The sequence below is a fragment of the Pseudomonas sp. PVC-5-1 genome (genome assembly GCF_057444345.1).
On the sequence record NZ_CM172024.1, the window covers coordinates 2,922,551 to 2,949,218 of the forward strand.

Consider the following 26,668-nt stretch of genomic DNA (forward strand, 5'->3'; position numbering starts at 1 on the left):
TTGGGTGTCAGGGATTTGGGCTCGGGCACAGCAGCCCGGTGCAAGTGCTGTGCAAAAGCACAAAGACAGGCACGCCGCGGTCCCCGAGACTCGTCAGGGCGAGCGCCGGAACAGGCGACGCGGCGACAACCATAACAACAGAGAACCCGATCATGGCATACAGCCCCGCCCCTGACCAAGGCACGGACACCACCCGCAACGCGCTGTACCGGCGCATCACCCTGCGGCTGATTCCGTTCATTTTCATCTGCTACCTGTTCAACTACCTGGACCGCGTCAACGTCGGCTTTGCCAAGCTGCAGATGCTCGACACCCTGAAGTTCAGCGAAACGGTGTACGGCCTTGGCGCCGGCATCTTCTTCATCGGCTATGTGCTCTGCGGCCTGCCGAGCAACCTAGCGCTCAACCGCTTCGGCCCGCGGCGCTGGATCGCGCTGATGATGATCGCCTGGGGCAGCCTCTCCAGCTGCCTGCTGTTCGTCACCACGCCCACCGAGTTCTACGCCTTGCGCCTGTTGACCGGCGCCGCCGAAGCCGGCTTCTTCCCGGGCGTGGTGCTGTACCTTTCGCGCTGGTTCCCGGCGGCCCGCCGCGGCCGCATCATGGCGCTGTTCATGTCGGCGATCCCGGTATCGGGCCTGCTCGGCGGGCCGTTCTCCGGCTGGATCCTCCAACACTTCGCCGCCGGCCAGCACGGCCTGGCCGGCTGGCAATGGATGTTCCTGATCCAGGGCCTGCCGACCGTTGCCCTGGGTGTACTGGCGGTGTTCCTGCTCAGTGACGGCTACCAGAAAGCCGCCTGGCTGAGCCCGGCCGAACGTCAGCTGATCGCCGCCGACCTGGACGCCGATGCCGCCAGCAAGCCGAGCACCACCGGCGACGGCGTGCTCGCCGTGCTGACCAACCCGCTGATCTGGACCTTCGGCTTTGTCTACTTCTGCATCCAGAGCGGTGTGTATGCGATCAACTTCTGGCTGCCGTCAATCATCAAGAACATGGGCTTCGACAACCCGCTGCTGATCGGCTGGCTCAGCGCCATCCCGTACCTGCTGGCCGGCGTGTTCATGATCCTCTGCGGGCGTTCTGCCGACCTGCGCAACGAGCGCCGCTGGCATCTTGTGGTGCCGATGCTGATGGGCGCCATCGGCCTGCTGATCGCGGTGAACTTCGCCGGCAACCCGACCATTGCCATCCTTGGCCTGTCGATCGCCACCATGGGCGCACTCACCGGCCTGCCGATGTTCTGGCCGATGCCCACCGCGCTGCTCAGCGCCGGCGCGGCTGTCGCGGGCCTGGCGATCATCAACTCGGTGGGCCAGATGGCCGGCTTCCTCAGCCCGTACCTGGTCGGTTTCATCAAGGACCAGACCGGCTCGACCGATGCTGCGCTGTATTCGCTGGCGGCGTTGATCGTGCTGGGTAGCCTGGTGGCCTTGCGGGTTACCCGGGCTGGTGCGCTGAGTACTGCAAGGGCCAGTTGAACCCATTCGCGGGCTCGCCCGCTCCCACAGGATCACCACAAGCTCGAACGCTGTGGTATCCCTGTGGGAGCGGGCAGGCCCGCGAAGAGGCCAGCCCAGGCCACATAAAATCCACACCCTCCACCGATCGTCAGCTCAACGCATCCCATCCCCAGCCCAGGCGTCAAATGGTTCCAAAGGCCCCTTTGGAGAACCCCCATGACCCAGCACGCCGTGGCTCGCCTGGCCCAACTCGACGAACACCGCCCCCTGCGCGTCCAGGCCGGCAGCGAGGAGATCATCCTCATCCGCCAAGGCGACCAGGTGCACGCCTACCAGGGCAACTGCCCCCACGAAGGCGCGCCACTCAATGAAGGCGTGGTGTGCGGCGGCCTGCTGGTATGCCCCTGGCACAAGGCCGCGTTCGCCGTGGACGAGGGCGCGGTCTGCGAGCCGCCGGCCCTGGCCGACCTGCGCCGCTACAAAACCTGGGTCAAGGGCGACGAGGTCTGGGTCGACGACCAACCCCTGCCCAGAACCGAACCGCCCCGCCACAGCGACGCCCGCTGTTTCGTGGTGGTCGGCGCTGGTGCCGCGGGCAGTGCCGCAGTTTCCACCCTGCTGGCCCATGGCTTTGCCGGCCGCCTGGTCTGGATCGATCAGGAGCGCCAACCAGCCTACGATCGTACTTCCCTGAGCAAGTTCGTGATCGCCGGGCAGATGCCGCCCGATGAAGTGCCGGCCCTGCTCGACGCCGACGCCCTGCGCAAGGGCCAGCTGGAGCGCAAGCATGGCAAGGTGCGCACACTGAACACCCAGAAACGCCAGATCACCCTGGCCGACGGCCAGCAGATCGACTACGACGCCTGCCTGCTGGCCACCGGCGGCAAGGCGCTGCGGCCCGATATCCCGGGCGTCGACCTGCCTGGGGTATTCACCCTGCGTTCACGGGAGGATGCCGCGCACCTGCTGGATGCTGCCGAGCCCGGCCAGCCGGCAGTGATCGTCGGCGATGGCTTCATCGGCCTGGAAGCCGCGTCGGCCTTGCGCAAGTACGGCGTGCAGGTGCACCTGATCACCCGCCATGAGGTCCCCCTGGCCCGGCAACTGGGCGAGCGCATTGGCCGTAGCATCCGCGAGTTGCACGAACGCAAGGGGGTCACCTTCCACGGCCCTACCGAGGTCGTACGGATCGAGGGCCAGGGCAAGGTCGAGGCCGTGCTGCTGGCCAACGGTGAGCGGCTACAGACGCCATTGGTGCTGCTGGGTACCGGGGTAAGACCTGCGACCGCGCTCATTCAGGGCGTGCTGCTGACCGAGGACAAGTCGGTGCAAGTGGACGCTGAAATGCGCGCTGCAGATGGCCTGTGGGCCGCGGGGGATATCGCCACCTTCCCCCTCAGCGGGCGCCCGGTGCGTATCGAACACTGGCGGCTGGCCCAGCAACATGGGGTGATCGCCGCGGCCAACATGCTCGGCGAGCAGCGCCGCTACGCCGACGTACCGTTCTTCTGGACCTACCAGCACGGCCGCACCTACGAAGTACTGGGCCACGCGCGGGACTGGAACCGTATCGAGTTCGTCGGCGAGCCGGAAAAAGGCAACTTCATTGCCTTGCAATGCGTGGATGAGCGGGTCGAGGCAGTTGTCGCCAAGGGGTATTCCGATGCCATGGCGACGCTGTCGCAACGCCTGAAGCGCCCGTTGACCTTGCAGGAGGCATTGGCGCTGATCGGTTGAGGCTGCCTTTCATTGCGCCCCGGTTGTGTGTAAAACGGGTAGATCTGCCGACCGCACAAGGACCCAAGCGCATGATCTACCGCCCCCTCGGCCACAGTGGCCTGCAGGTTTCCGCCCTTACTCTGGGCAGCATGATGTTCGGCGAGCAGACCAGCACCGAGGACGCCCTGCGCATCATCGACAAGGCCTGGGACCAGGGCATCAACTTCATCGACACTGCAGACGTGTACAACGCCGGACGCGCGGAGGAAATCGTCGGCGAAGCGGTGGCCCGCCATCGCCATGACTGGATCGTGGCCAGCAAGGTCGGCTTTGGCCCGGCCGATGGCCTTCCCAACCGCAGCGGCCTGTCGCGCAAGCACATCTTCAATGCCCTCGATGCCACGCTGACGCGCATGGACATGGACTACCTGGATATCTACTACCTGCACCGCGAAGACCACAAGGTGCCGCTGGAGGAAACCGTGCAGGCCATCGGCGACCTGCTGCGCCAAGGCAAGATCCGCTACTGGGGCGTGTCCAACTTCCGCGGCTGGCGCATCGCCGAGGCGTGCCACATTGCCGAGCGCCTGGGCGTGCCCAGGCCGGTGGTGAGCCAGCCGCTGTACAACATCGTCAATCGCCAGGCCGAACCGGAGCAGCTTACCGCTGCGGCAGCCCATGGCCTGGGCGTGGTGCCGTTCAGCCCGCTCGCGCGGGGCGTGCTCAGCGGCAAGTATGCGCCGGGGGCGGTGCCGGATGCCGGTAGCCGGGCCGGGCGCCAGGACAAGCGCATCATGGAGGTGGAATGGCGCCAGGAGTCGCTGGCCATTGCCCGGCAGATCCAGGCCTATGTGGAGGCCAAGGGCGTGGGTATCGTCGAGTTCGCGATTGCCTGGGTACTGAACAATCGGCTGGTCAGTTCGGCGATTGTCGGGCCGCGGACCGAAGAACAGTGGGATACCTATGGCGGGGCGCTGGCAGTGAAGATCACGGCGGAGGATGAAGCGTTCATTGATTCGCTGGTCACACCAGGGCATGCGTCGACGCCGGGGTTCAATGATGTGGCGCATTTTGTTAGCGGCAGAATTACCGTGCATTAACACTTGTCAACACACGCGTGGCATCGAGCAGCAGTCACAAGGCGCGGCCTGGTATTTCTGCCAGTTGTCCACCAGTGCTGCTCTGCATAGGGTGAGGTCACTCACTTGAACGGGGCGTAGCCATGTCATCCACCGCCGTCACTGACCGTTTTTTCTATCAACAGGACCGTTTGGTGTCCAGGTATCGCGACAAACACGCAAGGTTGCTATACGCCGAGAAGCTGCTTGCGCAGCTGGACGCCAGAACGGATGAACATTCAATGCTGCTGCAGACCGATTCGAACGGATCGGTGCTGAATGCGCGGGGGCAACAGCGTATTCGTGCTTACACGCCTTACGGTTTTTCTCCTGATGATTCGGGGAAGGTACTCGCAGGCTTCAATGGCGAGTATCTGGATGTCGTGACGCTCGGCTATCCGCTTGGGCAAGCCAAACGGTTTTATCTCGCCAGGGCAAGATTCAACAGTCCCGACCCATTGAGCCCGTTCGGGAAAGGGGGAACCAATTGCTATACCTACTGCGAAGGTGACCCTGTGAATTTCGCCGATCCGACAGGGTTGCGCAGGTTTTATGTTTCTTCTCCGCCAAGACTTCCTTCAGGACGTCCTTCAACACTTTTTTCAAGACTTTTTTCAAGAATTTCTCCAAACCGAAACTCTGCGCGAGGTGGCAGTAATCCGCCACCAAGTTCGTCGTTGAACATCTCCAACCAGTCCAGCCCTCAGTCAGACCACAGAGGCCACCAAGCTGCAAGAGCGCGTCCGCAAGAAACTGAATTGAGACGAATAGGTTCAGGTGGGGAAAGTCCTGCAAACCTCAATGAGGGGGAGAGTTTTAACCTCAGTCAGGCGTGGAATCGACCAGGCACTATCATGCAAAATCTCCAGATCGCGATCTATCTTCCCTACAGCATCGCCAGAAGGTATCCGGCGATATCCATTCTTGCAGTTATCGGTATTGTCGGAGGTATAACAGCTGCAGTACTTCTTACAAGGAAGAACTGACTGAAGATTGGCTGCCAGTCTCTATCACCATTGGGGAGACCAATGCCGGAACCAACGCGAAGACCGCTGCGGCGGCAGCGTCGAGAACCGTGCGCGTATCGTGCTTGAAGCAGTGGACGCGGCGATTGCCAACTGGAGCGCCGAACGCGTGGGTATCCGTGTGTTCCCGCTGGGTGGTTTCAATGGCGTGGACAATGGCGTGGACAATGGCGAAGACCAGGAAGCCGCAGGCCTGTACCTGATCCGCGAACTGGCCAAGCGCAACCTTGCCTACCTGCACCTGTCCGAACCGGACTGGGCCGGTAGCAAGCCGCTGCGTGACGAATTCCGCCAGGCGATTCGTGCGGTCTACCCGGGGGTGATCATTGCTGCCGGTGCCTACACCGCCGAGAAAGGTGAAGACCTGATCGGGCGTGGCTTGATCGATGCCGTAGCGTTCGGGCGCTGCTTCATTGCCAACCCGGACCTGGTAGAGCGGCTGCGGGTGCAGGCGCCGTTGAATGCGCACCGGGCGCAGTTCGATTATGCCAATGGGGCTGAGGGGTATACGGATTATCCGTTCCTCAAGCGGGCGTGATGCTGAAAGAGGGAGCTCATGGGCTCCCTTTTTTTCCTGTGCAGGCCTCTTCGCGGGCACGCCCGCTCCCACAGGTATTGCGCAGGTCTTGCATCCTGTGGGGGCCTTGTGGGAGCGGGCGTGCCCGCGAAGAGGCCTGTAGGGCTTAGCTCAGTTCAGCCAGGGCCTGCGCGGCATAGGCATGCGAACGCTGCCGCGCCAGCAGGTCGTGGATGCGGCAGTCGATCATCAGTTCATCCGCACCGGTCTGCTCGATCAGGGTGCGCAACCCTTCCCTTACCCGCTCCGGCCCGCCGGCCACAGTGCAGGCCATCACCTGCTCAAGTACCGCGCGCTCATGGTCCGGCAGGCCTTCGACATACCCCTCCTGCGGCTTGGGCAACAGGCCGAAGCGCCCGACATGCAAGTCCAGCATCCACTTGCGATGGGAGCTGGCCAGGTAATCCGCCTCGGCGTCGCTGTCGGCGGCGAACAGGTTCATGCCCACCATCACATACGGCTTGGCCAGTTGTGCCGAAGGCTGGAAGTTGGCCCGGTAATGGGCAATGGCCTGCAGCAGGTAGCGCGGGGCAAAGTGCGAGGCGAAGGCATAGGGCAGGCCCAGTTTCGCTGCCAGGTCGGCACCGAACAGGCTGGAGCCGAGAATCCACACCGGTATGTCATGCTTGCCAGGCACGCCGCGCACCCGCCGTTTGCCATTTTCAGCCAGGTAGTCGCGCAGTTCGGCGATGTCCTGGCTGAAGTCGCGCTCTGGCGCAGCACCACGCAAGGCGCGCACGGTAGGCCCGGAGCTGCCCGGCGCACGGCCGAGGCCCAGATCGATGCGGCCAGGGTGCAGGGTGTCGAGCGTACCGAACTGCTCGGCCACCACCAGCGGCGCGTGGTTGGGCAGCATGATGCCACCGGCGCCGACGCGGATATGCCGGGTGGCGTTGGCGATTTCGTTGATGACCAGTGACGTGGCGGCCGAGCCGATGCCCGGCATGTCGTGGTGCTCGGCGATCCAGTAGCGGCTGTAGTGCTGTTGCTCGACATGGCGCGCCAGTTGGCGGGACTCTTCGATCGCGTCGGCGAAGGTCTTGCCTTCGCCGATCATGACCAGGTCCAGTACGGACAGTGCAGTCATGGGGTCTCCACAGGGATTATCAGTGACTGCCAGTTTCCCTGCTGCGCAGCCAGTGATAAACCCGGCTTCAGGCCCGGCATAGGGGCCTGCCATTCCCCAATCAGTCTTCCCAGGGCACGCCCGGTTCCCAACTGGCTACCAGCAGGTCGATGAAGCCGCGTACGCGCGGCGACAGGTGGCGCTTGCTTGGGTACACGATGCGAATCGGGTCCGCCGGTGGCCGATAGGCTTGCAGCACCTCCACCAGGGTGCCGGCGCGCAGGTCGTCGCCGGTGATGTAGGTGGGCAGGTGAATCAGCCCGAAACCCGCCCGGGCGCCGGCGAGCATTGCCTCGGAGCTGTCGATGTTCAACCGCCCGGGGTCTTCGCACAGGTGCAGCCCCGCTTCGGTATGAAAGCGCCACGGCATGACCTTTTCGCCGGCCAGGAAGGCGATCTTGTCATGGCCGTAGAGGTCGCCGGGCACCTGTGGTACGCCGCGTGCGTCCAGGTATGCGGGCGAGGCGCAGGTGACGAACTGCTGCCAGGCCACCGTACGGGTCAAGAGTTGCGAGTCTTCCTTCGGTACACCGATACGCACCGCAACGTCGATACCCTCCTCGACCAGGTCGACGAAACGGTCGGTGAAGCGGATGTCCGCGCGCAGCTCGGGCCACTGCTTCAGGTACCGGTCGAGAATCGGCAGCACATGGCGCTGGCCGAACGACAGGGGTGCTGTCAGGCGCAGGGTGCCGGTGGGCTTGCCACGGCGCTGGGCCATGGTGCTTTCCACCTCGTCCAGGTCATCCAGAATCTGCCGCCAGCGCTCGTAGGCCACCAGGCCCTCGTCGGTCAGGCTCAGCTTGCGCGTGGTGCGGTTGAGCAAGCGCACGGCCATGCGCGCCTCCAGGCGAGCGATGCTCTTGCCCACCGCCGAGCGCGTCAGGCCCAAGGTGGCGGCGGCGGCGGTAAAACTGCCGGCCCTCGCGGCGCTGACGAAGGCGGCGATGTCGCCGAAGCGGTTGGGTTCCATGGGAGGTTCCTGAGTCTGGTGCGGCTGGTTTAGATAGGTATGGATTTGTGAAATGCAAGCAGGACTGTCGAGAGCGATCAAGCGAAGACCTTGATCACCAGTAAATGCACCGGATAGAACAGGTAACCCCAACGCCCCACCGCAGGCACCCGCCAACCCTCCTGACGCAGCAACGACCACCCGAGCGGAATCGCCAAGGCCGCGGCCATCAGCGTCAGCACGGTAAACGGCGCCAACAGATGCTCCTGCAACCAGCTGTTGGTCAGGTTCCCAGCCATGGCCAACAGGCTGGGCAACAACCAGGCCGCCCCTTCCTTGCGCCGGGCCATCAACCAGGTGCCCGGCAGCATCACCCCCGGCAGCCCGTACATCAGCTGTTCACTGAACAGCCACCCTGCAAGCAGACCGGAAAAGCCAAGCACGCGCGCCGAAATCAACGGATGATGCACACCCCAGGCAACCAGCAACCCCAACACCAGGGTCGGCATCACGCTGAACGTTGACGAACCACTGTCCAGCCAACGGTACGCAGGTTCCGACAGCACTGCGAACACCAGCATCAGCCCCAGATAACGCAGGTTGCCGCGGGTATAGAGCGCACCGCACCTGGTGCGCGCCACATTCACCGCAATCGCCAGGCAAAACAGTGGAAACGCCAACCGGCCAACCACGAACAAGCCATCGGCATCAGGCCACAGAAAACGCAGGTGGTCGGCGACCATGGTCAGCATCGCCGTCCACTTGACCAGGTCCAGCCCGGCTGAACGCACGCCTCAGCGCCCGCGCTCGACTGTGGCAGGCCCCAGGTAGCGATCGGTCCAGGCGGCCAGCGGCAAAGGTGGCTGCTGCTCGACGATCCGTCGCCAGATCAGCACCAGGTCGTCGCCATTGAACGCCGCCCCTGGCCCGGCACCCTCCCACAGCGACGGCACATCGGCAATCCAGTGCCCCTGGCTGTCTCGGTGGGCCATGTTGAAGCGGAACGTGTAGTTACCCGGGATGCCCATGCGCAGGTCGCTGACCACCAGCGCATCGCCAACCTGGTCGTAGCGCAGCCAGTCATCGGTGAACCAGCGCAAGCGCTGGTGCAACGGGTGCCCGGCCAGCGCTTGCGCCAGTTGAAGATTACGCGGCAAACGTTGCATTTCTGGCGGGTGCTGGTCGAACCCGCTGCTGATGCCCTCGTAGTAATCGCCATCCGGGGTCTTGGCAAGCACCCGCCAGACCAGGCTGTTGAACGCTATCGGCACGGCACGCACCTGGCTGACGGCGGTGCCTTGGCGGTCGAGGGCAGCCTGGAACCGCTGCTCGGCCGCCATGCGTCCGGCCAGGCCGAACCCCAGGTAGGCTGCGCTGAAGAGCAAGGCCAAGGTCATTAGCTGCACCGCCTTGCTTGTCAGCCCCTTGATGCTTGCGTAGATCACCGCGGCCAGCAGCGGCACGGTGTAGACCGGGTCGATGATGAACACCGCCGCCCAGCTTTCCGGGGTGGCCTGCAAGGGCCAGAACAACTGCGTGCCGTAGACCGTGAAGGCGTCGAGCAACGGGTGGGTGACCAGCACCAGCCAGAACGCCAGGAACAGCCTGGGCAAGGTATAGCCTTTGCCTGGCCAGCATTTGTTGACCAGCCAGGCCAGCAGCAAGGCCAGCCCGGTGAGCACGAACAAGGAATGAGAAAAGCCGCGGTGGTAGGTCATCTGCGACACCGGGTCGGCGTAGCGGATGATCACGTCCAGGTCGGGAAGCGTGCCCAGCGCCGCACCATACAACAGTGAGCGGCGGCCCTGGATGCGGCCAAGCACGGTACCTTGCAAGGCCGCGCCGAGTACGGCCTGGGTGATGGAGTCCAAGGGTGGCATTCCTGAAAGGGAGGTTTCCGGAAGCTAACTTCATCCGGGCCCAATGCGCAATTCCTCTTGAAGGTGCATCTGTAACGGGCTGCCTGCACTGGCCTCATCGCCGGCAAGCCAGCTCCCACCCCGACCGCGTTGAGCTCAAGGTATGCGCTATCCCTGTGGGAGCTGGCTTGCCGGCGATGAGGTCAGTGCAGGCAACATAAGACAGCTGCTCCCACCGGGTTTGCACATGCCTCTATGGATGATTCAGAACAACTGCCAGGTGTACACCAACGTCAGACGGTTCTCGTCGATGTCGCTGCGGTAGTTGGACCGGGCCATGGCATTGCGCACCCGGATCCCCAGCCCCTTCAGCACACCGCCCTGCACCGCATAACCGATGTCCAGGTCGCGCTCGCGGTCGCGCCCTTCGTAACCCAGCCCGGTATCGACATTGTTACCGGTTATGTAGCGCACGGTCGCGGTCAGCCCCGGCACGCCCATGGCCGCGAAGTTGTAGTCGTAGCGCACCTGGTACGAGCGTTCGTCGGTGTAGGCGAACTCATAGGTCGGCACTTCGTTACCCAGCGGCGAGATGTTGGCGAATACCCGTGGGAACGGGCTGTCGCCATAAATGCCCTGGTAGCCGGCATGGAAGCTGTGCCCGCCATGCCGGGCAGTGAACATCGAAAAGAACGCCTGGTTGTCGATGTTGCCGAGCAACGCATCGCCGTCCTCGCGCGCGGTGAAATACCCCAGGTTGGCACTGAGCACCCAGTTGCCCAGGGGCTTGCTGTGCTTGAGGCCGACAAAGCCCTGTTCGTAAATGTCCTCAAGCTGCCCATACCACAGGCTGACGCTGCTCTGGTTGGCATTGAACGCATAGTCCCCGCCCAGGTAGTTGAAGGCGTCGCTTTCTACCTGGCGGATCGGCACATGGCCGAGCATGGCGTTCATCTTGCCGTCGCCGCCTTCGTTGCGCAGGTGGGTGCTTTCCAGGTGCCCGGCCTGCACGGTCAGGCCGTCGATTTCCGCCGAGCTCAGGCTGGCGCCCTGGTAGGTCGGTGGCAACAGGCGGATGTCGCTGAAGGTCAGCACCGGCAGGTTGGGTTGCAGTTCGCCGACGCGCAATTCGGTTTTGGACAACCGGGCCTTGAAGGTGGGCGCCAGGCGGCTGTATTCGTCGGCGGCGCGGCCGTTGCCGTGCACCGGCAGCAACCCGGTATTGGTGCGGTCTGGGCTGCTGTCGAGCTTGATGCCCAGCAGGCCCAGGGCATCAATGCCAAAGCCGACCGTGCCCGGGGTGTAGCCCGACTTGAAGTCGAGGATGAAGCCCTGGGCCCACTCCTCGGCCTTGGATTGCCGGTTTGCCCCGACGATGTCGGAGAAGTCGCGGCTGAAGTAGTAGTTACGGGCACTCAGGGTGGCCTTCGAATCTTCGAAGAAGCCGCCATCGGCGGCCAGCAACGGTTGGCTGAGCAAAGTCAGGCCCAGGGCGACGCAAGGGGTGTGGTTCATTCCGAAGCTCTCTTGATCTTGTTTTTATGGGTAAAGCGTTGGAAGCACGGCGGTTCATGGGGTACGGCGCAGCACCTCCCGAGCACGTGGCTGGCGCAGCCTCAGCAACCCATGGCTCAGCAGGCCGAACAGCAGGCCCCAGAACGCTGCCGACAGGCCCAGGAAGGCCACCCCCGAAGCGGTGACCAGGAAGGTGAACAGCCCGGCATCGCGCTCGGTTGGTTCCGCCAGGCTGCGGGCCAGGGCTTCGCTGATGGCGCCATACAGGGCCAGCCCGGCCAGGGCAGCGATCAGGGCGGCGGGGAATGCTGCAAACAGCGACATCAGCGTGGCCCCGGCGATCCCCAGCAGCAGGTACAGCGCACTGCCAGCCACCGCCGCGACATAGCGCCGCCGTGGGTTTTCATGGGCCTCATGCCCGGTGCAAAGGCTGGCGGTGACCGCCGCCAGGTTCAGCCCGTGGCAACCGAACGGCGCCAGCGCGGCGCCGGCCAGGGCGCTAGCGCTGATGATCGGGCTGGCCGGCGTGGTGTAGCCGGCGTTGCGTAGTACTGCCATGCCCGGCATGAACTGCCCGGTAAGGGCCACCAGCACCAGCGGCAGTGCCAGGCTGAATACCGCTGCCAGGCTGAACTGCGGGGTGACCCACTGCGGCGACGCCAGCTCCAGCACCAATGCCTCGCTGCGAAACGCCCCGCTGGCCACGGTCACCAGCGTGCCCACGCACAGCACCGCCGCCACGGCGTAGCGCGGCTGCACCCGGCGCATCAGCACGTAGGTGACGAACATCGCCAGTACCAGCAGCGGTTGCACCGGCAAGGCGCGGAACACCTCGATGCCGAAGCTGAACAGGATGCCGGCCTGCATGCCGGCGGCGATGGAGCCCGGCAGGCGCGCGATGATGCGGTCGAAGGCCCCGCTGATGCCGATCAGCAGCAGGACCAGGTTGGCTACCAGGTAGGCGCCAACGGCCTGTTCCAGGCCCAGTTGCGGCAAGGCGGTGACCAGCAGCGCCGAGCCAGGGATCGACCAGGCGATCACCACCGGCACCCGGTAGCGCAGGCTGAGCAGCGCGCCGAGTACGGCACTGCCCATGGACACTGCCCAGACCCAGGAGGACAGTTGCCGATGGGACAGGCCGGCGGCTTCTGCGGCGTGGAAGATGATCACCAAGGGGCCTGCGTAGGAGATCATCGTGGCGATGCAGCCGGCGACCAGGGCCGATAGTGAGCAGTCCTTGATCAGGGTTTTCATTAGCTTCTCGCAAGGCAGCGGCCGGCCTTTGTGGCTGGCTCTTGTTTTGGTGTTGCCTTCTTCGCAGGCTTGCCCGCTCCCACAATCCTGAAACCTGTGCAGTCCCCTGTGGGAGCGGGCAAGCCCGCGAAGAAGCCAACCCGGTGGATCAGGCCTCCTGCAAGGCCCGCGGCCGCCCACTGCGCTGCTCATCGGCACCGCCCCGGGCCTGCTGCAACTGGAAGTCGAATTTCAACTCGGCATGTCGCCCCGCCTCGCCCTCGACGAACACCACCTCGCCCACCAGCCCATCCCGCGTGGCATAGGCAAAGTCATCCCACAGGTATTTGTCTCCGGCCAGGTTGATCTGCGTGGTCAGGTGTCGGTACCCCGGTGCCGAGATGAAGAAGTGCACATGCGCCGGACGCTGGCCGTGACGGCCGAGCAGGTCCAGGCACTCCTGGGTCGGCCCCTGTGGATCGCAGCCATACCCGGACGGCACGATGGAGCGCGCGCGGTAGCGGCCTTCGCCATCGGTGATGATGCGTCGGCGCAGGTTGTACTCGGACTGGCTCTGGTCGAAGAACGAATAGGTGCCACGGGTATTGGCATGCCACAGGTCGACCGTGGCCCCAGGCAACGGCCGCCCTTGTGGGTCGAGCACCTGGCCCTCGAGGTACATCGGCGTGGCCACGCCCTCCTCGCTACCGTCATCCATGCGTACTTCACCTTCGGCGATCGGCGCGCCGGCCACGTACAGCGGGCCTTCGATGGTGCGTGGAGTGCCGCCGACAAGGCCTGCTTGCTGGTCCTTGGCATCCTGCAGCAGGTCGAGGAAGTGCTCGATGCCCAACCCAGCCACCAGCAACCCGGCCTCGCCGCGGCCACCCAGGCGGTTGAGGTAGTCGACGGCATGCCAGAACTCGTCTTCGCTGATTTCCAGGTCTTCGATCAGCCGCGCGGTGTCTTGCAGCACGCGTTGCACGATGCGCTTCAGGCGCGGGCTGCCGGCATCGTTGCCAAAGCCTGCGGCCTCTTCGAAGAACTGCTGTACCTCGGCAGTGTGGGAAATTTTCACGGTCATGGTGTTTACCTCATGTTGTTTTTCTGGAGTTACGCCTGTGCCGCAACCGCCTGGGCGTGCCGACGGCCGCTGGCCAGGTGCACGGCCATGGCCAGCGCGGCAATTGCGCCAGGGATGGCGAAAGCAATGAAATTGAGCTGCAGGGGCAGGTTGATGCCCATCAGCGCACCACCCAGCAGCGGGCCGACGATGGCACCGTTGCGGCCGATGCCCGAGGCCCAGCCCAGCCCGGTGGAGCGCACCGATAGCCCGTACAGTTGAGCGGCGCCGGCATACAGCAGGATCTGCGTGCCGATGGTGGTGGCGCCGGCAATGAAGATCAGCAGGTACAGCACCGGCATCGGGCTGTTGACGCCCAGCAGGCTGATCGACAGCGCGGCGGCGATGAAGAAAGCCACTTTGACTTTGACCAGGCTGTAACGGTCGCCCAGCCAGCCACCGAGAATCGCCCCGGCCATGCCACCGAAGTTCAGCGCCAGCAGGAACGACAGGCTCGAGCCCAGGCTGTAGCCGGCGTTGGCCATCAGCTTCGGCAGCCAGGAGCTGAGTGCGTAGACCATCAGCAGGCAGCAGAAGAACGCCAGCCACAGAGCGAGGGTGCGAATGGCCAGGCCGTTGCGAAACAGTTCCAGCACCGAAGCCCCGCTGCCTTTGCGGTCGGCCGCCTGCAGCACATCGTCCGCCTTCACGTCGCAATCCGGGTCCAGCCGCTTGAGCAGCTTGCGGGCCTCGTCGGTACGGCCCTGGCGTACCAGGAAACCGATCGATTCAGGGAGGTAGTACAGGATTACCGGCAACAACAGCAGTGGCACCGCTGCGGCGAAGAACATCGATTCCCAGCCAAAACGCGGCAGCATGAAGATGCCGACACCCGCCGAGAGCATGCCGCCCAGCGAGTAGCCACTGAACATGATCGCTACCAGCGTGCTGCGCAGTCGCTTGGGCGCGTACTCGTTCATCAGTGCCACGGCGTTGGGCATCAGGCCGCCACAGCCCAGGCCGGCAATGAAGCGGTAGATGCCGAACTCGCTCGGGCTGCTGGCAAACCCGTTGAGGATGGTCGCCCCGGAGAACAAGGCAAAACAGATGGCGATGCCCTTCTTGCGCCCGATGCGATCGGCCAGGCTGCCGAACGCCAGGGCGCCGAACATCATGCCGAACAGCGCATAGCTGCCCAGTGCACCGGCCTGCAACGGGGTCAGGCCCCACTCTTTCATGATGACCGGCAGTACCACGCCGTAGATGAACAGGTCATAGCCGTCGAAGATCAGCAGCAGGCCGCACCAGGCCATGACCATCCAGTGGAACGGGGTAAAGCGCGCGTTATCGATGATCGGGTGTACGTCAAGGGTTCGCATGGCATCTGTCGCTCTTGTTTTTGTTGTGAAAGAAAGCTTTTTGCCTAGGGGTGTCGCTCAGCCGAGGTCGCCGCCCCCTACCGGCAAGGTCACGCCGGTGATGTACGAGGCTTCGTCGGAAGCCAGGAACAGGATTGCGCCCACCTGCTCGTCGATGCTGCCGTAGCGGTGCATCAGGCTGCTGTCGAGGGTCTGGTCGACGATCTGCTGGTACCAGTGCTTTTCCTGTTCGGTCTGCTCGGCACTGTTGCGCGGTACGCGCCGGGGTGGCGCTTCGGTGCCGCCGGGAGCAGTGGCGTTGACCCGGATGCCACGGCCGGCGGTTTCAAAGGCCAGGCACGCAGTCAGCGCGTTGACGCCACCCTTGGCTGCGCCGTAGGGCACGCGGTTGACGCCACGGGTGGCGATGGACGAGACGTTGACGATGGCGCCGCTGCCACGTTCGAGCATGTATGGCAGTGCGGCATGGCAGCACCACAGGGTGGGGAACAGCGAACGGCGTACTTCGGCTTCGATCTGGTCCACTTCGTAGTGTTCGAAGGGCTTGGCCCAGATGGTGCCGCCAACGTTGTTGACCAGGATGTCGAGGCGGCCGAACGCTTCAACCGCGTTGGCCATGACCCTGGCGCAGTCACCATATTGTTCCAGGTCGGCGGTGAGGGTGAGCATGCCCTCGCTGGCCAGTTCGTGAACCAGTTCGGAGCGGTCTACCGCTATCACTTGCGCGCCTTCGGCCTTGAGCCGCCAGCACACGCCACGGCCGATGCCCTGGGCGGCACCGGTGACCAGGGCGACCTTGCCTTGGAATCGGTTGTTCATATCCATCTCTCCGGTTCGCCACGGTTCCTGTGGGAGCGGGCATGCCCGCGAATGCGTCCGACCAGACAAAGTTGTTGAACCTGCTGGCCTCTTCGCGGGCACGCCCGCTCCCACAGGGTCGGCGTATTACTTGGAATAAAAGGAATCAGGCCGCCGCCGCGAACTTCTCGTAGTAGAAGTTCGCCGGTGTAATGCCCTGCTCGCGCACGTACTGGCTGACCGCCTCGACCATCGGTGGCGGGCCGCACAGGTACACATCCACATCGCCATCGTTGAGGTGGCGCGGTTCGATGTGCTGGGTCACGTAGCCCTTCTGCGGGTACTGGCTGTCGGGGTTGGCCACGCAGGCACTGAAGGTGAAGTTGGGGATGCGCGCCGCCAGCGCCTGCAGGCGGTCGAGTTCGACCAGGTCGAAGTCGTTGGTCACGCCGTAGATCAGGTGCAGTGGGTGCTCGCTGCCCTGCTCGGCGATCTTCTCCAGCATCGCCGTGAACGGCGCCAGGCCGGTACCACCGGCCAGCAACAACAGCGGGCGCTGGATCGGCCGCAGGTAGAAGCTGCCCAGCGGCCCGGCCAGGGTCATGCTGTCGCCGGCCTTGGCCAGGTTGGTCAGGAAACTGCTCATCAACCCGCCCGGCACGTTGCGGATCAGGAAGCTGACCTCGCCGTCCTTCTGCAGCGAGCTGAACGAATAGGCTCGGCTCTGCTCGCTGCCCGGCACCTTGAGGTTGACATATTGCCCCGGCAGGAAGGCCAGGCGGCTGAGGGCCTCGCCCTTGATCGACAGGGCAATGGTGCTGGCCGACAGTTGGCGGACATCACTGATGGCGGCCTCGAAACTGGCCTGTTCGGTCTTGCACAGCTGCGACGAGGCCGGGATGCGGATGACGCAGTCGCTCTCGGCGCGCATCTGGCAGGTCAGTACGTAACCTTCGGCGATTTCATCTTCGCTCAGGGCATCTTCGATGAAGTTGTCGCCCAGGTCGTAGCGGCCGGACTCGGCCTTGCACTTGCAGGTACCGCAGGCGCCGTCGCGGCAGTCCAGCGGGATGTTGATGCCCTGGCGGTAGGCGGCGTCGGCCACGGTTTCATGGTCGGTGGCCTCGATGAAGCGGGTAACCCCGTCTTCGAAATTCAGTGCGATCTGGTAGCTCATGTTGCACCTCGCGGGCGAGCCTGGCCACGGCACGTCGCAGGACGCACCGGGCAGCGCTCGCAAAAACCCTGGATCAGATGTGGTAGATGTCGATGACCTGGCGAACGTAGTCGTTCTTCAGCACCACCTTCTTGGCCTTGATCAGCGGCTGTTCGCCGCGCAGGTCGAGGGTGTAGAAGCTGGTGCCGAAGTAACTGTCGGTGGTCTTGTAGCGGAAGCTCAGGGTGTGCCAGTTGAAGCGCACCTGGCAGCTGCCCTCGCCCTGCTCGACGATCTCGATGTTGCTGATGTTGTGCGAGGTGCGGGTGTCGGGCACGGTCGCACTGGAGCGCTCGGTCTTGATGCGGAACACCCGGTCTTCCAGGCCGCCACGGTTGCCGTACCAGATCAGCGAAATTTCGCTTTGTGGGTCTTCGGTAAGGGTGTCGTCATCGTCCCAGCTCGGCATCCAGAAGGTGCAATCACTGGCGTACATTTCCAGCCACTGATCCCACTGGGCGTCATCCAGGTAACGCGCTTCGCGGAAAAGGAAGTCGCGCACGGTTGCATACAGGCTCATTGCACGGCCTCCACGGGGATCAGTTGCTGTTCATCCTTCAAGGCCTGGATCATGGTTTCCTGCCAGTACTTGTGCTGCAGCACGAACAGGCCTTCGTCCTCGGTGCGTACGCCCGACAGCAGCGGCTTGAGTTCGATTTCCCGGGCCGCCTCGTCGGCGCCTTCCACCCAGTGTTCAGCGCCGCGGGACATGTCGTTCCAGCCGGTACCGCCGCCGTAGCCGGTCTGGCACGAGCGGAACTCTTCCAGGTCGTCGGGGGTGGCCATGCCGCTGACGTTGAAGAAGTCTTCGTATTGGCGAATGCGCTTGGCGCGGGCATCGGCGCTCTCGCCTTTCGGTGCGATGCAGTAGATGGTGATTTCGGTCTTGTTCACCGAAATCGGCCGGGCGATGCGGATCTGCGAGCTGAACTGGTCCATCAGGTACACGTTCGGGTACAGGCACAGGTTGCGCGAGTTCTCGATCATCCAGTCGGCACGGGCCTGGCCGAAGTCGGCGGCCAGCTGGTCGCGGCGCTCGTAGGCCGGGCGGTCCTCGGGGTTGGCCCAGCGGGTCCACAGCAGCAGGTGGCCGTGGTCGAAGGAGTAGAAGCCCCCGCCCTGCTTGGCCCAGGCGCCGGCACTCATGGTCTTTATCTCGTCACCCGCCTCGCGCTGCTTGCGCTGGTTCTGCGTGGCGGCGTAGTTCCAGTGCACGGAACTGACGTGGTAGCCGTCGGCGCCGTTCTCGGCGGTTAGCTTCCAGTTGCCTTCGTAGATATACGAACTGGCGCCGCGCAGCACTTCCAGGCCTTCCGGCGACTGGTCGACGATCATGTCGATGATCTTGGCCGACTCGCCCAAGTGCTCGACCAACGGCTTGACGTCGGCCTTCAGGCTGCCGAACAGGAAGCCACGGTACGACTCGAAGCGTGCCACCTTGGTCAGGTCGTGGGAGCCGTCGCAGTTGAAGCTGTCGGGGTAGCCGGCGTTGCTTGGGTCTTTGACCTTGAGCAGCTTGCCGCTGTTGTTGAAGGTCCAGCCGTGGAACGGGCAGGTGTAGCTGGAGCGGTTGCCGCGCTTGTGCCGGCAGAGCATGGCGCCGCGGTGGCTGCAGGCGTTGAGGAAGGCATTGAGCTCACCGTCCTTGTTGCGCGCGATGAAGATCGGCTGGCGCCCCATGGTCAGAGTGAGGAAGTCGTTTTTCTCGGGTATCTGGCTTTCATGGGCCAGGTAGATCCAGTTGCCCTCGAAGATGTGTTTCATCTCCAGGTCGAACAGGCGTGGGTCGGTGAACATCTCGCGCTTGCAGCGGTAGATGCCCTTTTCACGGTCGTCCTCGAGCAAGGCATTGAGGTAGTCGAATCCCAGGGACATGGCCAGGGTCTCCCTTGTTATTGTTTAGACCTGGTCAGGTTAGGGATTGGGATCGGGAGGGAATATCCGGTTTGTGCGCAGTGCTATCCGTTTTGTGCAGGCTGGTTTTTCTGCAGTGCCCTGTGGGAGCGGGTTTACCCGCGAAGAGGCCGGTGCGGCTCAGCGCCGATTACGCAAGGTTTCCGAGGGCAACTCGCCAAACTGCTGCCGATACACCTCGGAAAACCGCCCCAGGTGCATGAAGCCATAATCCATGGCCAGCTCGGTAACGCTGCGTACCGCGCAACTGGCATCACCCAGGCAGGCATGTACCTGCTCAAGCTTGCGCTGACGCACATACTGCTTGGGCGTGGTCTGCAGATGCCGGTCGAACAGTGCGTACAAGGATCGCAGGCTCATGCACGCCTGCTCCGCCAGCGCTTCAGCTGTCAACTCAAGCTTCAGGTTGCGGTCGATGTAGTCGATGATCCGTTCAAGGCTTGCGCCCGGCGAACCCAGGCTTTCGCGACGGATATTGGTGCTCATCAGGGTCAGCAGCTTGCTGGCGACGATCTGGCTGTAGTGGCCCTGCACCCTGGGCAGCGAATCGCTCACCTCTGCTTCCTGGCAGACCATGGCCAGCAGGTTGACGAACCCCTCCAGTTCGTCCAGCCGGTAATGATTGCGCAAGAACCGCACCCCACCATCGGGTCGGTGCCAGCGCTGTTCGTCGCAGATCGAGTCCAGTAGCCGGGTCGGCACCTTGAGGATGAACTTCTCGCAGTCTTCCGAGTAGGTCAGGTCAACCGGGTCGTCGGGGTTGATCAACAATAGTTCACCCGGCACCAGGTGGTGCTCGCGCTTGTGCCCGCGCCACAGGCAGTTGCCGTTGAGCAGCACCTGCAGGTGGTAGATGGTTTCCAGTGCCGGCGAGGTAACGCGCACGCTGCCGCCGTAGCTGATGCGGCAAAGGTCCAGCTCAGCGAACTTGCGGTGACTGAGACTGGCTTGCGGATGAGTGGTGCGGGACAGACCGATGCAATGCTGGCCTACGTGCTGGTTCACATAATCGGACACAGCATAAGGGTCGGCGTGATGAAACACGCTACTGCGCTCGCTCAGCAGGCGGCTTTCCATAGGCAAGGTTACCCGGATCGTTATTGTTCTGGTTGCCGCATCCTACGGCCCGGCGGGCTGTGGTTGCGGTCGTCACGGTCATTCTATCGAGCCGGCTGCGAGTCGCGGGGGCAGGCGACAACCGGTGGATGGGCACACTTAAGCAAAAAGGCGGGGGGTTGGGCAATGCGACCTTTGGAATGGATGGGCGAATGGCGGACAGGACAGCCAGGGTCTGTGTTCGTTTATCGAACGGTATTTTCCTGTGCTGGCCTCTTCGCGGGCACGCCCGCTCCCACAGGGATCACCGCGGCCTCAAGACCTATGCAAAACCTGTGGGAGCGGGCATGCCCGCGAAGATGCCCGTACAGGCAACCCAGAACCGCCCACTTCACTGCACCGGCAGGAAGTTCATCAACAGCAGGCTTTGCGCATAATTCAACCCAATTCGTCGATAACGCTCATCCAGCAACTCCGCCAGCAAGTCCAGCCGTGCCACGATCTTGCCGAACTCCACGGCAAAACTCAGGTTGCTGCCCTCTTCCGAGATCTCGTTGGAGAACAACAGCAGCACGCCATTGGCATCCTGCCGCTGGCTCAACATCCAGGTGGCCTTCTCGATATTGCGCGCCGCGTTGTTGACGAACAGCGGGTCGATGGTATCGGTCATGTAGAACTCGGTACGGCCGCCGTGCGCGGTGATCAGCATGCTGCCGATGGCGTAGATGAAGGCACCGACCCGATCACCGCGAAACTCGGGGCTCAGGGCGTAGCTCAAGGCTGCCAGGTCGCGACGGTTGCCTAGTTGTGGCAAGGGCTGGCGTTGCTCGATGGCGATACGGATCTGCCGCTCGGCAGTTGCAGCATCCACGTAGCCGGACAGCTTCCACTGGTTGGGGTTGCGCAGGTACAGCTTGTTCATCAGCAGGTACAAGCTCTGCAGGTTATCGCGCATGGACAGCGTGGCCAGGCGATCGACGCTGGTCTGGAACAGCTCGCTGGGCTTGCCTTTGCCGAACTGGTCGAGCACGTCGCGGCCCTGCTGCTGGGTGCAGGCGCACAGGCATGTGAGGGCGCCTGCCATTAGCAGGCGGGGGAAGAATTTTGGCTTGCTTGCAACCATCGGCACCGGGTCGATATTCGGCGGCCGCACCGTGGATCAGTGTGGCCTGGCCATGCATAGAGCCCGGAAATTGGAAAAAGTGCGGTGATCGAGGGTTTTGGATACCTGTGCCGGCCTCTTCGCGGGCTTGCCCGCTCCCACAGGGACTGCACAGCCCGCAGCACCTGTGGTGAACCTGTGGGAGCGGGCAAGCCCGCGAAGAGGCCGGCGCAGGCAATACATGAATTACATGGCGTGACGCAACATCTCCACCACCTGCGCATGCAGCGCCGGGTCGCCACAAGCCACCACGCACCCACCATTCTGCGCGCTGCTGCCATCCCACGCCGTGATCACCCCGCCCGCCCCTTCGATGATCGGCATCAACGCCTGCACATCATATGGCTGCAGGCTCGCCTCGACGATCACGTCGACAAACCCGGAAGCCAGCATGCAGTAGGCATAGCAATCGCCACCGTAGCGCATCAGGCGCGCCTTGCCGGCAACGGCCTCGAACGCGGCCTTGCGCGCGGCGGTATCGAACATGTCCGGCGTGGTGCACATCAACGTGGCTGAGGCCAGGTCGGCACAGGCGCGGGTCTTCAACGGCGCACCGCTGCGCCAGGCGCCTTCCGGCGTTCCGACAAAGCGTTCGCCGGTGAACGGCTGGTTCATCACCCCAACCACCGGGCGGGTGCCGTCGTTCAGGGCAATCAGCGTGCCCCACAGCGGCAGGCCGGTGATGAAGGCGCGGGTGCCGTCGATCGGGTCGAGCACCCAGGTCAGCGGGCTGCTGCCGACTGCCACGCCGGCTTCTTCACCGAGGATGCCGTGGTCGGGGTAGCGGGCCTGGATCAGCCCGCGCATGGCGTCCTCGGCTGCCTTGTCGGCCACGGTCACCGGGTCGTACAGGCGCCCACCCTTGTCCTCGACGTCCAGGCTGGCGCGAAAGTATGGCTTGATCGCCACGGCAGCGGTATCGGCCAGCTGCTCGGCAAAGGCGCGGAATTCGCCGATCTGTTCAGCACTCAGGGACATGGGGCGGGCCTCGTGAAAATGATGGGGCCCGCATCATACCCGACACGCAGTGCCGCGCCAGCCTCCGCCAGGCTGCTCATGCGCCCTGCGCAGTCTAGACTGAACAAGACCAGATCACCGGGGGGCTGCCACACGTGGAGGTGTGAGATGAGCCAGTTCAAGCGTCTGTTCGTCATGCTCGGCCCGCAGATGCGCCACACGCCGGCGCTGCAACGCGCTGCGGCGCTGGCGGAATCCAGCGGTGCGTTGCTGGATATCAACGTGTTCGTCGACGATGTCGACACCTTCGGTTTGATGAGCGATAGCCGCGAGCGGGAACGGCTGCTCAGTGACAACCGCCAATGGCTGGCGGACGAAGCCGAGCAACTGGCCAACGCCGGCCTGGATGTATCTACCGAACTGCTGCTGACCCGCGACCCGCTGAGCAGTGTGCTGGAACGGGTCGAGCGCCTGGGCTGCGACCTGCTGATCAAGGATGTGCAGCACGAACCGGTGCTCAAGCGCCTGCTGGTAACGCCACTGGACTGGCAGTTGCTGAAGGACAGCCCGGTCGCCGTGCACCTGGTCAGCGATATCCGCCTGCCCCTGCCCCGGCAGATTGCCGCCGCGGTGGACCTGAACAGCCATGGCGCAGGCGAGCATCTGGATGAGCAGGTGATCCGCTGCGCCCATGCCCTGGCCCTGCAGTGCAATGCCGAGTTGCACCTGCTGCATGTGTGCGACGCGGCCAAGACACACATTGCCGACTTCGGCGCTGGCACGGTGACCATGCCCGGCTTCGATGTCAGCGTGCGCACCGCGCAGCGGGCGGCGTTCAACCGGCTGGGCGACCACCACCAGATCCCGCTGGAGCGCAGGCACTTCCTGGAAGGGGCCGCGATCAAGGCAATTGCCCAGTTCGTCGGGCACAGCCGGGCGGATGTGATCGTGATGGGCAGCCACCGGCATGATGCCATGCAGACGTTCCTGGGCGGGACCACGGCGCATGTGCTGGAGCATCCACTGTGCAATGTGTTGGCGATCAAGGCGGTTCGCTGAGAGCTGCTGCGCCTGAACTGGCCCCTTCGCGGGCACGCCCGCTCCCACAGGTCATGCACAAAGCCTGAGCCTGTGACGAACCTGTGGGAGCGGGCGTGCCCGCGAAGAATCCAGCACAAATTCCACTTGGTATCTGGTACACCAGTGCCACACAAAAAGAATGCATTTGATAATGATTCGTAGTAGTTTCTCGGCGCTTGCCCACCCTACCCTCAGCGCCCTACTCCAGGATCGTACCGCCGATGCGTCGCACGTTCGTTTCGCTTTGTGTGCTTCATGCTGTCTCTCCGCTGGCCTTTGCCGAGCCTGAACCGCTCAGCGAACCCACCCAGATCGAACTCCAGGCCCTGAACATCACCAGCAGCGCCGACAGCGAACGTGCCGATGGCCCGGTCGAGGGTTACAAGGCTACCCGCTCGGCCAGCGCCACCCGCACCGACACTGCCCTGCACGAAACCCCGCAATCGGTCAGCGTGGTGCCCAAGGATGTACTGGAAGACACCGGCGCCACGCGTCTGCAGGACGGCCTGGACTACGCCGGCGGCGTCGGCCGCGCCAACAACTTCGGCGGCCAGGGCCTGACCACTTTCACCGTGCGTGGCTTCACCACCGGTGAGTTCTACCGCAACGGTTTCCCGATCAACCGCGGCTACCCAAACGCCCCCGACGCCAACACCGTCGAACGCCTGGAAGTGATCCGTGGCCCGGCCAGCAGCTTGTACGGCCGTGGCGACCCTGGCGGCACTTTCAACGTGGTCAGCAAGCAGCCGCTGCCAGAGTCGAAAGTCACCCTGGGCAGCCAGTTCGATGACCAGGGCATGCACCGCGCTACCCTGGACGCTACCGGGCCGCTGAATCAGGACGGCTCGCTGGCCTACCGCCTGAACCTGCTGGGTGAAGGCGGCGAAAGCTTCCGTGACGATGTGGAAAGCGAGCGCTATGACGTGGCGCCGGTGCTCAGCTGGCAGGTCAACGACAGCACGAAGATCGTCTTCGAGGGCGACTTCATGCGCAACAACCACCCGCTGGACCGTGGCCTGACCCGCCTGCCCGGCCAGCTCGGCACAGCTTCGCGCGACACCAACATCTGGGAAAAGGGCAGCGACAACCTGCTGCACAACGACAACAACATGGCTCAGTTGCGTTTCGAGCACCTGCTCAACGACAACTGGACGCTGGGCGGTGGCATGCAGTGGCTCGACGGCTCGCTCAAGGGCAACGCCGTGGAGGCCAACGCATTGCAGGCTGACGGTCGCACGCTGGGGCGCAACTTCAACTACCGCAAACTGGAGTGGACCGACCGCGACTACCAGCTCAACCTCACCGGCCACTTCGACACCGGCGGCTACGCTCATACACTGCTGACGGGTATCGAGTACGAAGACTACGACTACAACTCGATCATCCAGCGCTCGGCCAGCGGTGCCGATAAGTACCCGATTGACATCTTCGACCCGGTACTGGGCCAGCCACGCCCTGCCCTGACCCGCACCACCACCCATGACAAGGAAAACCTGAAGACCTGGGCGGCATTCATCCAGGACCAAGTGGCCCTGACCGAGCGACTGAAGGCGCTGGCCGGTGTGCGCTTCGAGCGCTTCGAGCACGATTACGACGACAAGCTGCCGACCAACCGCGACTTCAGCAAGGGCGAGAACGGCGTCACCCCACGCTTCGGCCTGATCTACGACCTGACCGATACGGTTGCGGTCTATGCCAACACCGCGCGCTCGTTCAAGCCCAACACCGGCACGCCAAGCGGAGGCGGAGGCTTCGACCCGGAGAAAGGCAAGTCCTACGAACTGGGTGTGAAATGGGAGGCACTCGACCGCCAGCTGAGCATCGACGCGGCGATCTATCACATCGTCAAGGAGAACGTCCTGGCGCGCGACCCGAACGACTCAACCGGTACCTACAGTATTGCGGCCGGCGAAGTGCGCAGCCGTGGCCTGGACATCAACATCGCCGGCAACCTGACGCCAGAGTGGCGCGTGATCGGTGGCTATGCCTACGTGGACGCCGAAGTCACCCAGGATACGACCCTGCCCAAGGGCACACGCCTGGCCAACATCCCGCGCAACAGCTTCAGCCTGCTGAACACCTACGAGTTCCAGGATGGCCTGGCCAAGGGGCTGGGGCTGGGGGTCGGGGTGAAGTACGTGGATGATCGCGCCGGTCAGACGGCAGCCACGACCTACACCATGGAGCGCTACAGCGTGGTGGACCTACTGAGCTTCTACAAGGTCAACGAACACGTGCGGCTGAACCTGGATGTGAAGAACGTGTTCAACAAGGGCTATGACGAGGGCGCGTTCAACAACTACGTCTACCCGGGTGCGCCAAGGACAGTGCAAGCTGGGGTTTCGTATACCTTCTGACAGTTAATGGGGCTGCTTTGCAGCCCATCGCCGGCAAGCCAGCTCCCACCTCGACCGCATCGTCCCAGCCATACGCAGTCCCTTTAGGGGCCAGCGCAGATCCAAAGAACTGCGCGGTCCCTGTGGGAGCTGGCTTGCCGGCGATGGGCCGCAAAGCGGCCCCCGGTCTCAGAACCCTTTGCTGTAGAACAGCGAGTACGATTCGATGCCATCGTTAGGCTGCTTGAGCCCCGCGTTGGAGTAATGCATAGCGCGGATCCCCACCTTCTGCTCCCCCGGCAGTTCCCACCTCGACAGCATCGTCCCAGCCATACGCAGTCCCTTTAGGGGCCAGCGCAGATCCAAAGAACTGCGCGGTCCCTGTGGGAGCTGGCTTGCCGGCGATGGGCCGCAAAGCGGCCCCCGGTCTCAGAACCCTTTGCTGTAGAACAGCGAGTACGACTCGATGCCGTCGTTAGGCTGCTTGAGCCCCGCGTTGGAGTAGTGCATCGCGCGGATCCCCACCTTCTGCTCCCCCGGCAGTTTCAGACCAAAGCCGATGCGGTCTTCGAAGTTGACCGACGAGCCCAGGCGCTGGTCGCCCACGTCGGTCTTGGAAAACGCCGCCAGGCCAATGCCGGCCTCGATATACGGGGTATAGGTGAAACCGCTGAACTCGTAGGTGAACACCGGGCTGAACGACAGCGAGTGCGCGCCACTGGCCTCACCGCCTTCCCAATAGGTGTAGGCCGCATCCCAGTACCCGGTCAGATGACCGGTGCTGCTTTCCAGCCATTTCTTGTCCCAGTCGAACGACAGGCCGATACGGTAGGTCATGTCACCTTGGCCAGTAGCGCCAACGGCACCGCTCACCTGCGCTGCCTGGGCCAGATTCGCCCCGGCAAAGGCCAGCACTGCAGCAGCCAGCGAAGCTGCTAGACGGGTTTTCATCAATGACTTCTCCTGATGGTCTATACGACAAGTGGGGGCTTGGGCCCCTCGATCTTATGTGGTGACCGGATGCATCCCGACCGGTCACACGAAGTAATAGTTTTCTGATTATCGACCAGATAAACAGAAAGTTGAAAGTGAATTGCCACCATTGGCTAATACCCTGCGC

The 26,668-nt window shown here is 63.6% G+C and carries 22 protein-coding genes and 2 pseudogenes; 7 read left to right on the forward strand and 17 right to left on the reverse strand.

From position 1 onward, the window contains the following. Positions 1–152 precede the first annotated feature (152 nt). The 5 genes and pseudogenes from AC2T3R_RS13360 to AC2T3R_RS13380 form a co-directional block, all read left to right on the forward strand. On the forward strand, positions 153–1,481 hold the full coding sequence (locus AC2T3R_RS13360) for an MFS transporter (RefSeq protein ID WP_486743758.1): 1,329 nt from the start codon (positions 153–155) through the stop codon (positions 1,479–1,481). Between the two features lie 198 nt (positions 1,482–1,679). Then, positions 1,680–3,200: an FAD-dependent oxidoreductase gene (locus AC2T3R_RS13365; protein ID WP_486743759.1), complete on the forward strand. Its 1,521-nt coding sequence runs from the start codon at positions 1,680–1,682 to the stop codon at positions 3,198–3,200. Between the two features lie 71 nt (positions 3,201–3,271). Further along, positions 3,272–4,282, forward strand: coding sequence for an aldo/keto reductase (locus AC2T3R_RS13370; RefSeq protein WP_013972666.1), 1,011 nt, complete (start codon positions 3,272–3,274; stop codon positions 4,280–4,282). A 122-nt stretch (positions 4,283–4,404) separates the two neighbouring features. Further along, positions 4,405–5,286: an RHS repeat-associated core domain-containing protein gene (locus AC2T3R_RS13375; protein ID WP_486743760.1), complete on the forward strand. Its 882-nt coding sequence runs from the start codon at positions 4,405–4,407 to the stop codon at positions 5,284–5,286. Positions 5,287–5,332: 46 nt separating this feature from the next. Continuing rightward, positions 5,333–5,863, forward strand: a pseudogene (locus AC2T3R_RS13380) (oxidoreductase); the annotation flags it as partial. A gap of 145 nt (positions 5,864–6,008) precedes the next feature. Here AC2T3R_RS13380 and AC2T3R_RS13385 read toward each other — a convergent pair. From AC2T3R_RS13385 to hisN, 15 genes are all read right to left on the reverse strand, one after another. Further along, positions 6,009–6,989, reverse strand: coding sequence for an LLM class flavin-dependent oxidoreductase (locus AC2T3R_RS13385; RefSeq protein WP_486743761.1), 981 nt, complete (start codon positions 6,987–6,989; stop codon positions 6,009–6,011). 100 nt (positions 6,990–7,089) lie between these two features. After that, positions 7,090–8,001 (reverse strand): LysR family transcriptional regulator, encoded by a 912-nt coding sequence (locus AC2T3R_RS13390; RefSeq protein WP_039613609.1) that lies wholly within the window; start codon positions 7,999–8,001, stop codon positions 7,090–7,092. A 77-nt stretch (positions 8,002–8,078) separates the two neighbouring features. Beyond that, a complete protein-coding gene (locus AC2T3R_RS13395) occupies positions 8,079–8,771 on the reverse strand; it encodes a TraX family protein (RefSeq protein WP_486743762.1) in 693 nt (230 codons plus the stop codon). Between the two features lie 3 nt (positions 8,772–8,774). Then, entirely contained in the window at positions 8,775–9,851 is a 1,077-nt protein-coding gene (locus AC2T3R_RS13400; protein WP_486743763.1) for a metal-dependent hydrolase, read from the reverse strand. Between the two features lie 252 nt (positions 9,852–10,103). Beyond that, on the reverse strand, positions 10,104–11,354 hold the full coding sequence (locus AC2T3R_RS13405; RefSeq protein ID WP_486743764.1) for an OprD family porin: 1,251 nt from the start codon (positions 11,352–11,354) through the stop codon (positions 10,104–10,106). A gap of 54 nt (positions 11,355–11,408) precedes the next feature. Further along, positions 11,409–12,608 carry a benzoate/H(+) symporter BenE family transporter gene (locus AC2T3R_RS13410; RefSeq protein ID WP_410953046.1) on the reverse strand — a complete coding sequence of 400 codons (1,200 nt, stop codon included), beginning with the start codon at positions 12,606–12,608 and terminating at the stop codon, positions 11,409–11,411. Positions 12,609–12,756: 148 nt separating this feature from the next. Then, on the reverse strand, positions 12,757–13,671 hold the full coding sequence (catA, locus tag AC2T3R_RS13415) for a catechol 1,2-dioxygenase (RefSeq protein WP_023661753.1): 915 nt from the start codon (positions 13,669–13,671) through the stop codon (positions 12,757–12,759). A 29-nt stretch (positions 13,672–13,700) separates the two neighbouring features. Next, positions 13,701–15,029: an MFS transporter gene (locus tag AC2T3R_RS13420; protein WP_410953047.1), complete on the reverse strand. Its 1,329-nt coding sequence runs from the start codon at positions 15,027–15,029 to the stop codon at positions 13,701–13,703. Positions 15,030–15,086: 57 nt separating this feature from the next. After that, on the reverse strand, positions 15,087–15,848 hold the full coding sequence (locus tag AC2T3R_RS13425; protein ID WP_013972676.1) for a 1,6-dihydroxycyclohexa-2,4-diene-1-carboxylate dehydrogenase: 762 nt from the start codon (positions 15,846–15,848) through the stop codon (positions 15,087–15,089). Between the two features lie 145 nt (positions 15,849–15,993). Then, on the reverse strand, positions 15,994–17,004 hold the full coding sequence (gene benC / locus AC2T3R_RS13430; protein ID WP_486743765.1) for a benzoate 1,2-dioxygenase electron transfer component BenC: 1,011 nt from the start codon (positions 17,002–17,004) through the stop codon (positions 15,994–15,996). Between the two features lie 73 nt (positions 17,005–17,077). Next, a complete protein-coding gene (benB, locus tag AC2T3R_RS13435) occupies positions 17,078–17,563 on the reverse strand; it encodes a benzoate 1,2-dioxygenase small subunit (protein ID WP_013972678.1) in 486 nt (161 codons plus the stop codon). Next, positions 17,560–18,918 (reverse strand): benzoate 1,2-dioxygenase large subunit, encoded by a 1,359-nt coding sequence (gene benA / locus AC2T3R_RS13440; protein WP_039613617.1) that lies wholly within the window; start codon positions 18,916–18,918, stop codon positions 17,560–17,562. Before benA ends, benB begins: the two co-directional genes overlap by 4 nt. Positions 18,919–19,077: 159 nt before the next feature. After that, positions 19,078–20,034, reverse strand: coding sequence for a helix-turn-helix transcriptional regulator (locus AC2T3R_RS13445; RefSeq protein ID WP_486743766.1), 957 nt, complete (start codon positions 20,032–20,034; stop codon positions 19,078–19,080). Positions 20,035–20,404: 370 nt separating this feature from the next. Beyond that, positions 20,405–21,136, reverse strand: a complete 732-nt coding sequence (locus AC2T3R_RS13450) for a hypothetical protein (RefSeq protein WP_486743767.1) — start codon at positions 21,134–21,136, stop codon at positions 20,405–20,407. A 225-nt stretch (positions 21,137–21,361) separates the two neighbouring features. Further along, complete coding sequence (gene hisN / locus AC2T3R_RS13455) at positions 21,362–22,153, reverse strand: histidinol-phosphatase (protein WP_486743768.1); 792 nt, start codon at positions 22,151–22,153, stop codon at positions 21,362–21,364. Positions 22,154–22,300: 147 nt separating this feature from the next. Between hisN and AC2T3R_RS13460 the strand changes: the two genes are divergently transcribed. Next, positions 22,301–23,191: a universal stress protein gene (locus AC2T3R_RS13460; protein ID WP_013972683.1), complete on the forward strand. Its 891-nt coding sequence runs from the start codon at positions 22,301–22,303 to the stop codon at positions 23,189–23,191. 242 nt (positions 23,192–23,433) lie between these two features. Beyond that, positions 23,434–25,569 (forward strand): TonB-dependent siderophore receptor, encoded by a 2,136-nt coding sequence (locus tag AC2T3R_RS13465; protein ID WP_410953052.1) that lies wholly within the window; start codon positions 23,434–23,436, stop codon positions 25,567–25,569. 168 nt (positions 25,570–25,737) lie between these two features. Here the strand turns inward: AC2T3R_RS13465 and AC2T3R_RS13470 are convergent. Together AC2T3R_RS13470 and AC2T3R_RS13475 are read right to left on the reverse strand one after the other, a co-directional pair. Then, positions 25,738–25,849: pseudogene (locus tag AC2T3R_RS13470) on the reverse strand (acyloxyacyl hydrolase); the annotation flags it as partial. Positions 25,850–25,977: 128 nt separating this feature from the next. After that, complete coding sequence (locus AC2T3R_RS13475; RefSeq protein WP_015270391.1) at positions 25,978–26,499, reverse strand: acyloxyacyl hydrolase; 522 nt, start codon at positions 26,497–26,499, stop codon at positions 25,978–25,980. Positions 26,500–26,668: the final 169 nt, after the last annotated feature.

Coding starts and splice junctions, on each gene's coding strand:
- AC2T3R_RS13360 (WP_486743758.1), top strand. CDS start 153: ATGGCATACAGCCCCGCCCCTGACCAAGGCACGGACACCACCCGCAAC.
- AC2T3R_RS13365 (WP_486743759.1), top strand. CDS start 1,680: ATGACCCAGCACGCCGTGGCTCGCCTGGCCCAACTCGACGAACACCGC.
- AC2T3R_RS13370 (WP_013972666.1), top strand. CDS start 3,272: ATGATCTACCGCCCCCTCGGCCACAGTGGCCTGCAGGTTTCCGCCCTT.
- AC2T3R_RS13375 (WP_486743760.1), top strand. CDS start 4,405: ATGTCATCCACCGCCGTCACTGACCGTTTTTTCTATCAACAGGACCGT.
- AC2T3R_RS13385 (WP_486743761.1), bottom strand. CDS start 6,989: ATGACTGCACTGTCCGTACTGGACCTGGTCATGATCGGCGAAGGCAAG.
- AC2T3R_RS13390 (WP_039613609.1), bottom strand. CDS start 8,001: ATGGAACCCAACCGCTTCGGCGACATCGCCGCCTTCGTCAGCGCCGCG.
- AC2T3R_RS13405 (WP_486743764.1), bottom strand. CDS start 11,354: ATGAACCACACCCCTTGCGTCGCCCTGGGCCTGACTTTGCTCAGCCAA.
- AC2T3R_RS13410 (WP_410953046.1), bottom strand. CDS start 12,608: ATGAAAACCCTGATCAAGGACTGCTCACTATCGGCCCTGGTCGCCGGC.
- catA (WP_023661753.1), bottom strand. CDS start 13,671: ATGACCGTGAAAATTTCCCACACTGCCGAGGTACAGCAGTTCTTCGAA.
- AC2T3R_RS13420 (WP_410953047.1), bottom strand. CDS start 15,029: ATGCGAACCCTTGACGTACACCCGATCATCGATAACGCGCGCTTTACC.
- AC2T3R_RS13425 (WP_013972676.1), bottom strand. CDS start 15,848: ATGAACAACCGATTCCAAGGCAAGGTCGCCCTGGTCACCGGTGCCGCC.
- benC (WP_486743765.1), bottom strand. CDS start 17,004: ATGAGCTACCAGATCGCACTGAATTTCGAAGACGGGGTTACCCGCTTC.
- benB (WP_013972678.1), bottom strand. CDS start 17,563: ATGAGCCTGTATGCAACCGTGCGCGACTTCCTTTTCCGCGAAGCGCGT.
- benA (WP_039613617.1), bottom strand. CDS start 18,918: ATGTCCCTGGGATTCGACTACCTCAATGCCTTGCTCGAGGACGACCGT.
- AC2T3R_RS13445 (WP_486743766.1), bottom strand. CDS start 20,034: ATGGAAAGCCGCCTGCTGAGCGAGCGCAGTAGCGTGTTTCATCACGCC.
- AC2T3R_RS13450 (WP_486743767.1), bottom strand. CDS start 21,136: ATGGTTGCAAGCAAGCCAAAATTCTTCCCCCGCCTGCTAATGGCAGGC.
- hisN (WP_486743768.1), bottom strand. CDS start 22,153: ATGTCCCTGAGTGCTGAACAGATCGGCGAATTCCGCGCCTTTGCCGAG.
- AC2T3R_RS13460 (WP_013972683.1), top strand. CDS start 22,301: ATGAGCCAGTTCAAGCGTCTGTTCGTCATGCTCGGCCCGCAGATGCGC.
- AC2T3R_RS13465 (WP_410953052.1), top strand. CDS start 23,434: ATGCGTCGCACGTTCGTTTCGCTTTGTGTGCTTCATGCTGTCTCTCCG.
- AC2T3R_RS13475 (WP_015270391.1), bottom strand. CDS start 26,499: ATGAAAACCCGTCTAGCAGCTTCGCTGGCTGCTGCAGTGCTGGCCTTT.